8 protein-coding genes are annotated in these 12,199 nt (G+C 62.8%); 4 read left to right on the top strand and 4 right to left on the bottom strand.

Going from position 1 to position 12,199, the window contains the following annotated elements:
• Positions 1 to 10: 10 nt before the first annotated feature.
• A complete protein-coding gene (locus B0G82_RS03610; protein ID WP_121306668.1) occupies positions 11 to 1,288 on the bottom strand; it encodes an amino acid deaminase in 1,278 nt (425 codons plus the stop codon).
• A gap of 146 nt (positions 1,289 to 1,434) precedes the next feature.
• Between B0G82_RS03610 and B0G82_RS03605 the strand changes: the two genes are divergently transcribed.
• The 3 genes from B0G82_RS03605 to B0G82_RS03595 all read left to right on the top strand — a co-directional run bounded on the left by B0G82_RS03605 (position 1,435) and on the right by B0G82_RS03595 (position 4,271).
• Positions 1,435 to 2,325 (top strand): MurR/RpiR family transcriptional regulator, encoded by an 891-nt coding sequence (locus B0G82_RS03605; RefSeq protein ID WP_106282034.1) that lies wholly within the window; start codon positions 1,435 to 1,437, stop codon positions 2,323 to 2,325.
• A 3-nt stretch (positions 2,326 to 2,328) separates the two neighbouring features.
• Entirely contained in the window at positions 2,329 to 3,810 is a 1,482-nt protein-coding gene (locus tag B0G82_RS03600) for a D-aminoacylase (RefSeq protein WP_116142963.1), read from the top strand.
• A gap of 74 nt (positions 3,811 to 3,884) precedes the next feature.
• Positions 3,885 to 4,271 carry a RidA family protein gene (locus tag B0G82_RS03595; protein ID WP_035562439.1) on the top strand — a complete coding sequence of 129 codons (387 nt, stop codon included), beginning with the start codon at positions 3,885 to 3,887 and terminating at the stop codon, positions 4,269 to 4,271.
• A gap of 50 nt (positions 4,272 to 4,321) precedes the next feature.
• Here the strand turns inward: B0G82_RS03595 and queF are convergent, their stop codons facing one another.
• Genes queF through ilvA form a run of 3 tightly spaced genes read right to left on the bottom strand, consistent with a single transcriptional unit; the run spans position 4,322 to position 7,634 of the window.
• Positions 4,322 to 5,146 (bottom strand): NADPH-dependent 7-cyano-7-deazaguanine reductase QueF, encoded by an 825-nt coding sequence (gene queF, locus B0G82_RS03590; RefSeq protein ID WP_121306667.1) that lies wholly within the window; start codon positions 5,144 to 5,146, stop codon positions 4,322 to 4,324.
• Positions 5,143 to 6,045 (bottom strand): 5'-nucleotidase, encoded by a 903-nt coding sequence (locus tag B0G82_RS03585; protein ID WP_116118956.1) that lies wholly within the window; start codon positions 6,043 to 6,045, stop codon positions 5,143 to 5,145. Before B0G82_RS03585 ends, queF begins: the two co-directional genes overlap by 4 nt.
• Positions 6,046 to 6,068: 23 nt before the next feature.
• Positions 6,069 to 7,634, bottom strand: coding sequence for a threonine ammonia-lyase, biosynthetic (gene ilvA / locus B0G82_RS03580; RefSeq protein ID WP_277872789.1), 1,566 nt, complete (start codon positions 7,632 to 7,634; stop codon positions 6,069 to 6,071).
• Between the two features lie 462 nt (positions 7,635 to 8,096).
• Here ilvA and B0G82_RS03570 point away from each other — a divergent pair, with 462 nt between their 5' ends.
• Positions 8,097 to 12,191: an FAD/FMN-binding oxidoreductase gene (locus tag B0G82_RS03570; RefSeq protein WP_121306665.1), complete on the top strand. Its 4,095-nt coding sequence runs from the start codon at positions 8,097 to 8,099 to the stop codon at positions 12,189 to 12,191.
• The last annotated feature ends 8 nt before the right edge of the window (positions 12,192 to 12,199 follow it).

The following is a 12,199-nucleotide window of genomic DNA, read 5'->3' as shown; positions in this document are numbered from 1 at the left end:
GCGAAGCCAATCAGAAAAACGTTTCGATCACTTCTTTTACGCGATACGCCGGATCGACCACCAGCACCTGACGCCATTTGTCGAACGTCAGACACGGGTGCGAGATGTCGAACGCGATCATGTCGCCCACTTTCAGGTCAGCGCCTGCCGGAATCCGGAGATACGCATGCTGATCCATTAAGCCAAAAATCTCCCAGCCTTCGCTCGCCGCAATATCGCGTGGCGCTTCGTTGCCCGGACGATAGTGGCGCGCCGGTTCCGGCATGCCCGCATCGAATGCGGAATCGCGCTTGCCGAGACCGATGATCGCGCGATCCGGCTCAGGAATCGACTGCACATACGCCCACAGTTGCAGTGCCGGCAGCAACCCTTCGCCCATTTTCTTCGCGACCGGATTACGCGCGAAGATTTCCGTCTGCGCCTTGCGATAAATGCCGACGTCGTGCGTCAGATAACAACCTGGACGCAGCACGACCTCGACCTTGCCGGTCTCCGAGGCCTTCACGAATTCTTCCGCGACCACGTCGTACCAGGCCGAACCTGCGCCTGACAACACGGCCGGCGTACGCGCGAACCGGCCCTGCTCGACGAGTTCGCGCGTAACCGCGACCGCGCTTTGCAGGAACTCGCGCACTTCGTGTTCTTCCTTGAGTACGCCTTCGTACAACTCGACGCCGGCGAGCTTCAGCGTGTCCGGATAGCGTGCAATCGCCTCCAGCACCGCATTGCGCTGCGCCACGTCGCGCACGCCCGTGCGGCCGCCCGGCACGCCGAGTTCGAGCAGTACCTGCAACTGCTTGTTCACCGACTTGAAAAACTCGCCCAATTGTTCGACGCCTTCAACTGAATCGACGAGGCAGAAGAATTCGAAATCCGGATCGCTCAGCAACTCTGCGACCATCATCATGTTGTGACGGCCGACCAGCTGGTTGGCCATGAGAACACGAGACACGCCGCCGTGATAAGCCGCGCGAACCTGATGCGCGGTGGCGAGCGTGATGCCCCACGCGCCGTTTTCGAGCTGACGGCGAAACAGCTGCGGCGCCATGGTCGTCTTGCCGTGCGGCGCGAGCTTGACGCCGTATTCCGCGACGAATGCCTGCATCCACTTGAGGTTGTGTTCCACGCGGTCCGCATACAGCACGGCGGCCGGCAGGCTCACGTCTTCGTTCAGCAGGTTCCACTCGAGGCGCGTGGCATCCGTGAGTTGGATACTGGTGCCCGGAACCATGCCCAAGCCCTTGCTACAAGGATCAATCGTTGCGCCCTGATAGTTTGTAACTTTCATGTCTCCTTGCTCCATCGTCCAGTTAAATTGAATCAAAGTTGACTTTACCATGTTACCGAAAGTACGATGGATGGAGAAATGTTATTTAGTACCACGGTTCGCCGCGAGCGCGTTACAGGCCTTCGCGCGGCCTCCCACAGTCCGCAATGAATCTGACCGCCGAACCGCTGGCTTTCGACATCGTCGCGCGCATTGCCGAATGCGCGCCGGAATTGCGCTCGGCCGAACGCAAGGTCGCCGCGCTGATTCTCGACGACCTGACGGGCGCCTCGCGCGCCAGCATCGGCGCGCTCGCGCAGCGGGCGGAAGTGAGCGTCGCGACTGTGACGCGTTTTGCCAAAGCCGTGGGTTGCCGCGATGTTCGCGAACTCAAACTGCGGCTTGCGCAGGCGGCCGCCGTCGGTCAGCGCTTCCTGCAGCCCGGCGGCCCGAGCGACGCGCCCGAGCCGATCGCGACCCGCGTGTTCGACGAATTGCAGACCGCGCTGGCGCATAACCACCAATTGCTGCGCCAGGCGCCGCTTGGCGACGCAGCGGCCGCACTGCGCGGCGCGCGCATGATCTACGTGTTCGGCATGGGCGGCGGTTCGACCGCGCTCGCCGACGAGATGCGCTTCCGGCTCGTGCGCCTCGGCCGGCCTGTCGCGACCTATCAGGACGGCTTGTTGCAGCGCATGGTCGCCAGCACCGTGTCGCGCGAATGCGTGGTGATCGCGCTTTCTACTACCGGGCGCGTGCCCGAGATGGTCGAGAATTGCAAGATCGCGCGCAGTTATGGCGCGACGGTGATTGCGCTGACCGCGCCCGCTTCGCCGCTCGCGCGCCTGGCCGATTGGGTGATCCCGATCGTCGCTTTTGAGACCGACTTCATTTACAAGCCGTCGTCGTCGCGTTACGCGATGATGATGGCGCTCGATGTGCTCGTCACCGAACTTGCCGTCAGTCAGGGTGACGAGAGCCGCGAATTGCTGCGCCGCATGAAGCACGCACTCGACACGCACCGCGGCGGCGGCGATCGACAACCGTTAGGAGACTGATCCATGCACTCGCATCCCGAAGCCGCTGATACGCTGATCGTCGGCGCGCAACTGTATGACGGCACGGGCGCGCCGCCTGTCGAACGCGATGTCGCGGTTCGCGACGGCCGCATCGTCGCGATCGGCAACCTGTCGAACTGGCTCGCCGAAGAAGTGATCGAGGCCGATGGCCGCGCGTTGGCGCCGGGTTTCATCGACGTTCACACGCACGACGACACGCACGTGATCCGCTCGCCGCAAATGCTGCCGAAGATCACGCAAGGCGTGACGACGGTGATCGTCGGCAATTGCGGCATCAGCGCGTCGCCGGTTGCGCTGAAGGGCGATCCGCCCGATCCGATGAACCTGCTCGGCGAGCGCGACGCATTCCAGTATCCGACCTTCGCCACTTATGTCGAAGCGGTGAACGCGGCGCGGCCCGCGGTGAATGTCGGCGCCCTGATCGGGCATACGGCGTTGCGCAGCAACCAGATGGACCGGCTCGACCGCGCGGCGACGCCGCAGGAAATCGACGGCATGCGCGCGCAGCTTGAAGAAGCATTGGCCAATGGCGCACTGGGTCTGAGCTCAGGGCTCGCGTACGGCTCGGCGTTCTCAGCGCCGACCGAAGAAGTGATGGCATTGGCCGAACCGCTCGCCGCAGCCGGCGCGTTGTACACCACGCACATGCGCACCGAATTCGACGCGATTCTCGATGCCATGGACGAGGCGTATCGCGTGGGCCGTCACGCACACGTGCCGGTGGTGATTTCGCATCTGAAGTGCGCGGGTCCGTCGAACTGGGGACGCAGCGAAGAAGTGCTGAAGTCGCTCGAAGGCGCGAGCCGGCTGCAGCCGATCGGTTGCGATTGCTATCCGTACAACCGCAGTTCGTCGACGCTCGATGTGAAGCAGATCACGGGCGATATCGACATCACGGTTACGTGGTCCGAGCCGCATCCGGAGATGGCGGGCAAGCTCGTGAAGGAGATTGCGGCGGAGTGGGGCGTCTCGCAGCAGGAAGCGGGCAAGCGCTTGCAACCGGCGGGCGCTGTGTATCACAACATGTCGGAAGACGACGTGCGGCGCATCCTCTCGCATCCCGCGACCATGGTCGGCTCGGATGGATTGCCGAACGATCCGCTGCCGCATCCACGCTTGTGGGGCGCATTTCCGCGCGTGCTCGGCCACTACGCGCGCGACGCGGGCTTGCTGCCGCTCGAAGAAGCGGTGCGCAAGATGACCAGTTTGTCGGCGCGTCGCTATGGACTCACGCAGCGCGGCGAGGTGCATATCGGTTACCACGCCGATCTGGTTTTGTTCGACCCGGCCAAGGTGCGCGACGTGGCGACGTTCGAGAACCCGCAACAGGCCGCCGACGGCATCGACGCGGTGTGGGTGAACGGCGTGTTGACGTATCGCAATGGTGAAGTGACGGGCGAGCGCGCCGGCCATTTCGTGGCGCGCGGCGCGGCGTCGAAGGGCGACGCGCACGGCGCGTTCTGATTGTTCAACCGATTGATTGCGGCGCGCGCGGCGCTTCTGCCGAACGCGTGCCGGACTTTTTAAGGAGTGTAGTGATGAAGCGATATGGTGTTGAAGGCGGCAAGGGAACGGGCGGTCAGCATATGCCGTTTGCACGCGCGGTCGAAGCGGACGGCTGGCTGTTCGTCTCCGGACAGACGCCGATGGAGAACGGCGAAGTGATCAACGGCGGCATCGTCGAACAATCGCACAAGGCGATTCAGAACGTGTTCGCGATTTTGAAGGAAGCCGGCTACGGCGCGGAAGATGTGGTCCGCTGCGGCGTGTGGCTGGACGATCCGCGTGACTTCGCGTCGTTCAACAAGGTGTTCCGCGAGTACTTCGGCGACAATCCGCCGGCACGTGCGTGTGTCGTTTCTTCGATGGTGATTGATTGCCGCGTCGAAGTGGATTGTGTGGCTTATAAGAAGCCAGCGGCCTAAGCGCTTTGTCGTCATCGTTCGCCGCAGATTTGCGGCGAACGTTCTACTAACTACTGCCGCGCCAGACGCATATTGTCCGGCATCGGCAAATTGTAGTTCGTGCGGAACGGATTGATATCCAACCCGCCGCGCCGCGTATAACGCGCATACACCGCGAGCTTCACCGGCTTGCAAGCCTTCAGCACATCGAGAAAGATCTTCTCGACGCACTGCTCGTGAAACCCAGTGTGATTCCGGTACGAGATGATGTAGCGCAGCAGGCCCGCGTGATCGATCTGCGGACCCACGTAATGAATCTGCACACTGCCCCAATCGGGCTGCCCCGTCACCGGGCAATTCGATTTCAGCAAGTTGGAGAACACTGTTTCTTCGACCGGCGCTTCATCCAGCGCCGCTTTCAACAACGACGCATCCGGCTGATAAATGTCGGTATCCAGATCCAGCCGATCCAGCGACAAACCGTCGAATTCTTCCATCTGCAATTTGCCGAACTCATACGGCGCAGCCAGATGAACCGAAACCGTCGCGCCGCACGATGCGGACACATCGCGCTTGATCGTGTCGCGCACCGCATCCATCGACTCGAATGCGGTCTGCGCGAACGAGCCGAGATACAGCTTGAACGACTTCGATTCGACGATATTCGGCGAATCCGCCGGCACGAAAAACGTTGCCACTGCAATCTGCGGCTTGCCGCGCGCATTCAGCCACGACAACTCGTACGCATTCCAGATGTCCGTGCCGAAAAACGGCAACTGCGCGCCGATGCCGATCGCCTCGCGCGCATTTTTTCGCGCGATCGGAAACAGCAGCGACGCGTCGTATTGTTCGGTGTAAGTGGAGGCCTTACCCAGCGGTGATTGTTCGGGTGTCATGATGCGTTCACAATGCCACTCAACACGTGCCCCGTCGCCGTCACGACGCGGGCCGATTCGCAGTGGCCAATTTGGTCGTCGAAGAAAAAGTCCGGCTCGAACTCGCGCAGAAATGCGCTCTTGTCGAGGCCGCCGAGGAACATCGCTTCGTCGATTTCGATGTTCCACGCCATCAAGGTGCGGATCGCGCGCTCATGCGCGGGCGCCGAACGCGCCGTGACCAATGCCGTACGAATATGCATCGGCGCGGCTTCGTCCGCGAGTTTTTGCAGCCGGTGCAGCGCTTCGAGCAACGGCTTCAACGGACCGTCCGCGAGCGGCAGATCCTTGTTGTGAATCTCGTGGCCGACAAAGGCGCGCAGGCCGTCCTTCTGGAACACGCGCTCGGCTTCGTCGGAAAACAGCACGGCGTCGCCGTCGAAGGCGATACGGATTTCGTCCGGATACTTGCTCGCCATTTTCGCCGATTCGGGCAACACGCGCGCGGCGGGAAATCCGGCGGCAAGCGCGTCGCGCACGTCCTGCTGGTTCGCGGACAGAAACAGCGACGCGTTCAGCGGCTTCAGGTAGCCGAACGGCGCGCGTCCGCGCGTGAAGACCCCGCGCTCGATGGCGAGCCCATGTTCCCGGCACGAATGGAACGCGCGCAGTCCGCTGATCGGATCGCTGCGCGAGAGGATCACCACTTCGACGCGATGGCCTCCCGCGTTCAAGGCCAGCAGCTTGCGGATCAACGGAAACGCCACGCCCGGTTTGGCGGGCACGGTCAGGCGGTCGCGCTGCAACGCTTCATAGGTCTGCAGGTCGCCTTCCTCGTACACGCGGTTCTCTTCCTCGAAGTCGAACAGCGCGCGCGACGAGATTGCCACCACCAGTTTGTCGACGAGCGAAAGAGCCATCTGTGTGTTTCAGTCCTGAGTAATCAAGCGAGGAATAAGCGATATACCGGGTTCTGTGTCTCTTCCCAGTTCGGATAACCGAGCGTGGCGAGGAACTGGTTGAACACCGCGTTCTCGCTCTCGGGCACCTGAATGCCGACCAGAATCGAGCTGTAGTCCGCGCCCTGGTTGCGGTAGTGGAACAGGCTGATATTCCAGTTCGGCGCCATCGACGAAAGGAATTTCATCAGCGCGCCCGGCCGCTCGGGAAACTCGAAACGGAACAGACGTTCGTCATGTGCCAGAGGCGATCGGCCGCCGACCATGTAGCGGATGTGCTGCTTGGAGAGTTCATCGAACGTCAGATCGACGGTGGCGAAGCCGTGCGCCTCAAACGCGCCCGCGATCTGCGCCGACTCGCTGCGATTCCTGATCTGCACGCCCACGAAGATATGGGCGGAGTTCGCATCCGCAATCCGGTAATTGAATTCGGTGACGCTGCGCGTGCCGACCAGTTCGCAGAAGCGGCGGAAACTGCCGCGCTCTTCGGGGATTGTCACGGCGAACACTGCTTCGCGCGCTTCGCCGACTTCGGCGCGTTCGGCCACGAAGCGCATGCGGTCGAAGTTCATGTTCGCCCCCGACGTGATTGCGATCAGCGTCTGGTTCTCGATGCCTTCGCGCTCCGCATACTGCTTCGCGCCGGCCACGGCCAGCGAGCCAGCGGGTTCGAGCACGCTGCGGGTATCCTGGAAGACGTCCTTGATCGCGGCGCATAGCGCGTCGGTATTCACGAGCAGCACGTCGTCAAGATATTCGCTGCACAGGCGGAAGGTTTCTTCACCGACCAGCTTCACAGCCGTGCCGTCCGAGAACAGACCGACTTCGTTCAGGGTGACACGCTCACCGGCCTTCAGAGACGCGGCCATCGCGCACGAATCATCGGTCTGCACACCGATCACCTTGATCTCCGGGCGCACCGATTTGACGTACGCGGCCACGCCCGCCGCCAGTCCACCGCCGCCGATCGGCACGAAGATCGCGTGAATCGGCCCCTGGTGCTGGCTGAGAATCTCCATTGCGACGGTGCCCTGTCCGGCGATCACATACGGATCGTCGAACGGATGCACGAAGGTCAGGCCGCGTTCTTCCTGCAACTCGACTGCGTGCTCATACGCGTCGCTATACGACTCGCCGAACTGCACCACTTCGACGGTCGGTCCGCCGTGCGCGCGCACCGCGTCCACCTTCACTTGCGGCGTGGTGACCGGCACCACGATGATCGCCTTCACGCCCATGCGCGCCGCCGACAACGCTACGCCCTGCGCATGATTGCCCGCCGACGCCGTAATCACGCCACGTTCCAACGCTTCAGCGGGAATATGCGCCATCTTGTTGTACGCGCCGCGCACCTTGAACGAGAACACCGGCTGGTTGTCCTCGCGCTTCAGATAGACCGGATTGCGCAGACGTGCCGATAGATTCGGCGCGCGTTCGAGTTCGGTCTCGCGGGCCACGTCGTAGACGCGCGCGGTCAGGGTTTTTTTCAGGTAGTCGTGGGAAGCCATGCGGGTGGCGCGGAGCGCTTGGTGAGACGGGAAAGGGTCAATGATAGCGCCAACGGTGTAGGCTCAGGCTCTCGGCATGTGCACTGAAGCAGGGTCGCACAGCGCCGCCCGACCGTTCGGTTGGTCATTCCGGCATACAGGCGCCTCCTTACGATTCGCCACGAAAGTGCCCAAATCCCCGCCGCTGCTCCGACTTCGGCCGTCAACGCGTGGCGGAATCATGCGGTAGAATTCCATTTTGGAATAAGGATCGGAAGATGCACTGGCAGCCTCGGATCGCCCACTTGATGCCCGCCCCGCGTGCGTGTTGTCCCGCGGCAGAGCGTCACGTCCGCCACGCACGATCGTGTAGCTATATCTGAGCGCCGCGAAGCGACCGGTGTGGGTTTGGCCGTCGGTCGAGCTTCGCTCCCCTAGAAGATTTCCAGCATTGCGCGCCACGCGCGCCGTCAGCCGACGCCTCATCGACGAGCGCGCCCGGTTGACCTACCGAGTCGTCCAAACATGAACGCACCTCAAGTTTTCGATCCGCACGGAGCCGCCGCTACGGTGGCTGCCGATCCAGAAGCGCGTTTGCGCGAAATTCCCTACAACTACACGTCGTTTTCCGATCGCGAAATTGTCATCCGCCTGCTCGGCGACGAAGCTTGGGCCGTGCTGGCTGAATTGCGCGCGGAACGCCGCACCGGCCGCTCGGCACGGATGCTGTACGAAGTGCTGGGCGACATCTGGGTGGTGCGCCGCAATCCTTACCTGCAAGACGACCTGCTCGACAATCCAAAGCGCCGGGCGATGCTGATCGAGGCCTTGCACCACCGTTTGAGCGAGATCGAGAAGCGCCGTCGCGCCGATCTGACCGAGCACGGCGACGAAGCGGGCGTGGACCGCGCTGCTCGCGTGGAAACGCTGGTCCAGGCCGCGCGCCGCGCCGTCGACGAATTCGCCAGCGAATTCCAGAAGACCTACGATCTGCGCAAGCGCGCGACCAAGGTGCTGGGCAAGGTCACGGAAAAGGACAACATCAAGTTCGACGGCCTGTCGCGCGTCTCGCACGTGACCGACGCGACCGACTGGCGTGTGGAATACCCGTTCGTCGTGCTGACGCCGGATACTGAAGCCGAAATCGCCGGCATGATCAAGGCGTGTTTCGAGCTCGGGCTGACCGTGATTCCGCGCGGAGGCGGCACGGGCTACACCGGCGGCGCGGTGCCGCTCACGCCGTTCTCGGCCGTCATCAACACTGAAAAGCTCGAACAGCTCGGCGCGGTGGAAATGACCGAACTGCCGGGCGTCGACCGTAAAGTCGCGACGATTTTCTCCGGCGCGGGCGTGGTCACGCGCCGCGTGACCGAAGCGGCCGAGCAGGCCGGTTTCGTGTTCGCCGTCGATCCGACCTCGCTGGATGCGTCCTGCGTGGGCGGCAACGTCGCGATGAACGCGGGCGGCAAGAAAGCGGTGCTGTGGGGCACGGCGCTCGACAACCTCGCCTGGTGGCGCATGGTCGACCCGGAAGGAAACTGGCTCGAAGTCACGCGCCTCGACCACAACATGGGCAAGATTCACGACATCGAAGTCGCGCGTTTCGAGCTCAAATGGTTCGACGGCAACTACGCGCCGGGCGAAAAGCTGCTGCGCACGGAAGCGCTCGACATCAAGGGTCGCGTGTTCCGCAAGGAAGGTCTCGGCAAGGACGTCACGGACAAATTCCTTGCCGGTCTGCCGGGCGTGCAGAAAGAAGGCTGCGACGGGCTGATCACGTCCGCGCGCTGGGTGCTGCACAAGATGCCGGCGCACACGCGCACCGTCTGCCTCGAATTCTTCGGCCAGGCGCGCGACGCGATTCCGAGCATCGTCGAAATCAAGGATTACCTGTTCGAGACCTCGAAGCAGGGCGGCGCGATTCTCGCCGGCCTCGAGCATCTGGACGAGCGCTATCTGCGCGCGGTCGGCTACGCGACCAAGAGCAAGCGCAACGCGTTTCCGAAGATGGTGCTGATCGGCGACATCGTCGGCGACGACGCGGACGCGGTCGCGCAGGCCACGTCGGAAGTGGTGCGCATGGCCAACGGCAAGAGCGGCGAAGGCTTCGTCGCGGTCAATGCGGAGGCGCGCAAGCGTTTCTGGCTCGACCGCAGCCGCACGGCGGCGATCGCGAAGCACACCAACGCCTTCAAGATCAACGAAGACGTGGTGATTCCGCTCGACCGCATGGGCGAGTACACGGACGGCATCGAGCGCATCAACATCGAGCTGTCGATCAAGAACAAGCTGCAGTTGGTCGACGCGCTCGAAACGTTCTTCAAGGCCGGCAAGCTGCCGCTCGGCAAGAGCGACGACGCCAACGAGATTCCGAGCGCTGAACTGCTCGAAGACCGCGTGCAGCAGGCACTCGATCTGCTCAAGCGTGTGCGCACGCGCTGGGAATTCCTGCGCGACAAGCTCGATCTGTCCTTGCGCGAGGCGCAGCACTATCTGGTCGGTCTCGGCTACGAAGCGATGGCGGAAAAATTCGCCGACCGCGTCGACGCACAGCCCGACGCCAACGTATTTCACGTCACGCAGGACCGCACGATCCGCGTGTCGTGGAAGCAGGAAATCCGCGCCGAACTGCGGCAGATTTTCAACGGCGGCGAGTTCAAGCCGATCCTCGACGAAGCCCAGACGATCCACAAGCAGGTGCTGCGCGGACGCGTGTTCGTCGCGCTGCACATGCACGCGGGCGACGGCAACGTGCACACGAACCTGCCGGTCAACTCCGACAACTACGAGATGCTGCAGGACGCCCACACGGCGGTCGCGCGCATCATGAAGCTCGCGCGTTCGCTCGACGGCGTGATTTCCGGCGAGCACGGCATCGGCATCACCAAGCTCGAATTCCTGACGGAAGACGAGATCAGCGAATTCCGCCAGTACAAGCAGCGCGTCGATCCGCATGGCCGCTTCAACGCGGGCAAGCTGCTCGAAGGCGCCGACCTGCGCAATGCCTACACGCCGAGCTTCGGCCTGATGGGTTATGAATCGCTGATCATGCAGCAGTCCGACATCGGCGCGATTTCCGAGTCGATCAAGGACTGCTTGCGCTGCGGCAAGTGCAAGCCGGTGTGCGCGACCCACGTGCCGCGCGCGAACCTGTTGTACAGCCCGCGCAACAAGATTCTCGCCACCTCGCTGCTGGTCGAGGCGTTCCTGTACGAGGAACAGACGCGCCGCGGCGTGTCGATCAAGCACTGGGACGAGTTCAACGACGTCGCGGATCACTGCACCGTCTGTCACAAATGCGTGACGCCGTGCCCGGTCAAGATCGACTTCGGCGACGTGACCATGAACATGCGCAACCTGCTGCGCAAGATGGGCAAGAAGAAGTTCAATCCGGGCAACGCGGCCGGCATGTTCTTCCTCAACGCGACCAATCCGCAGACCATCAATCTCGCGCGCACCGCGATGATGGGCATCGGCTACAAGGCGCAGCGCCTCGGCAACGACGTGCTGAAGAAGTTCGCGAAGAAGCAGACGGCGCACCCGCCGGCAACCGTCGGCAAGCCGCCGGTCACGCAGCAGGTGATCCACTTCATGAACAAGAAGATGCCTGGCAATCTGCCGAAGAAGACCGCGCGCGCGTTGCTCGATATCGAGGACAACAAGATCGTCCCGATCATCCGCAATCCGAAGACGACCACCGCCGACACGGAAGCGGTGTTCTACTTCCCGGGCTGCGGTTCCGAGCGGCTGTTCTCGCAGGTCGGTCTCGCCACCCAGGCCATGCTGTGGGAAGCGGGCGTGCAAACCGTGCTGCCACCAGGCTACCTGTGCTGCGGCTATCCGCAACGCGGTTCGGGCCAGTACGACAAGGCCGAGCAGATCGTCACGGACAACCGCGTGCTGTTCCACCGCGTCGCCAACACGCTCAACTACCTCGATATCAAGACCGTGGTGGTGTCGTGCGGCACATGCTACGACCAGCTTGCCGGCTACGAATTCGAGAAGATCTTCCCGGGCTGCCGGATCATCGACATCCACGAGTTTCTGCTGGAGAAAGGCATGAAGCTCGACGGCGTGAACGGCGTGCGCTACATGTACCACGACCCGTGCCACACGCCAATCAAGACGATGGACCCCGTCAAGCTCGTCAATCAGTTGATGGGCTCGGAGAAGGACGGCTACAAGATCGAGAAGAACGACCGCTGCTGTGGTGAATCCGGCACGCTCGCGGTCACGCGTCCTGACATTTCGACACAGGTCCGCTTCCGCAAGGAAGAGGAGATCCGCAAGGGTGCGGCGAAGCTGCGCGGCATTCCTTTGGTGGCCGAAGCCGGCTCGAACGGGATCAACCCGGCCAATGCCTCGGCTGGCTCGGCGGGCGCGCCGGACGGCTCCGTGCTCAAGGCCGGCGACGGCCCGCAGCCGAAGGGCGCCACCGACGTGAAGATTCTCACGAGCTGCCCGTCCTGCCTGCAAGGTCTGTCGCGCTACAACGAAGACGCGGGCATCGAGGCGGACTATATCGTCGTCGAGATGGCACGTCACGTGCTCGGTGAAGACTGGATGGTCGACTACGTGCAGCGTGCGAACAATGGCGGAATCGAGCGCGTGCTGGTTTAATGGCACGA

The sequence above is a fragment of the Paraburkholderia sp. BL17N1 genome, from assembly GCF_003634175.1.
Classification (GTDB): domain Bacteria; phylum Pseudomonadota; class Gammaproteobacteria; order Burkholderiales; family Burkholderiaceae; genus Paraburkholderia.
The sequence above is the reverse complement of the archived record's forward strand: the minus strand, read 5'-3'. Positions and strand labels throughout refer to the sequence as shown.

What these genes read in the sequence shown, in the direction of transcription:
- B0G82_RS03610 (WP_121306668.1), bottom strand. Translation starts at nt 1,288, where the DNA reads ATGAAAGTTACAAACTATCAGGGCGCAACGATTGATCCTTGTAGCAAG.
- B0G82_RS03605 (WP_106282034.1), top strand. Translation starts at nt 1,435, where the DNA reads ATGAATCTGACCGCCGAACCGCTGGCTTTCGACATCGTCGCGCGCATT.
- B0G82_RS03600 (WP_116142963.1), top strand. Translation starts at nt 2,329, where the DNA reads ATGCACTCGCATCCCGAAGCCGCTGATACGCTGATCGTCGGCGCGCAA.
- B0G82_RS03595 (WP_035562439.1), top strand. Translation starts at nt 3,885, where the DNA reads ATGAAGCGATATGGTGTTGAAGGCGGCAAGGGAACGGGCGGTCAGCAT.
- queF (WP_121306667.1), bottom strand. Translation starts at nt 5,146, where the DNA reads ATGACACCCGAACAATCACCGCTGGGTAAGGCCTCCACTTACACCGAA.
- B0G82_RS03585 (WP_116118956.1), bottom strand. Translation starts at nt 6,045, where the DNA reads ATGGCTCTTTCGCTCGTCGACAAACTGGTGGTGGCAATCTCGTCGCGC.
- B0G82_RS03570 (WP_121306665.1), top strand. Translation starts at nt 8,097, where the DNA reads ATGAACGCACCTCAAGTTTTCGATCCGCACGGAGCCGCCGCTACGGTG.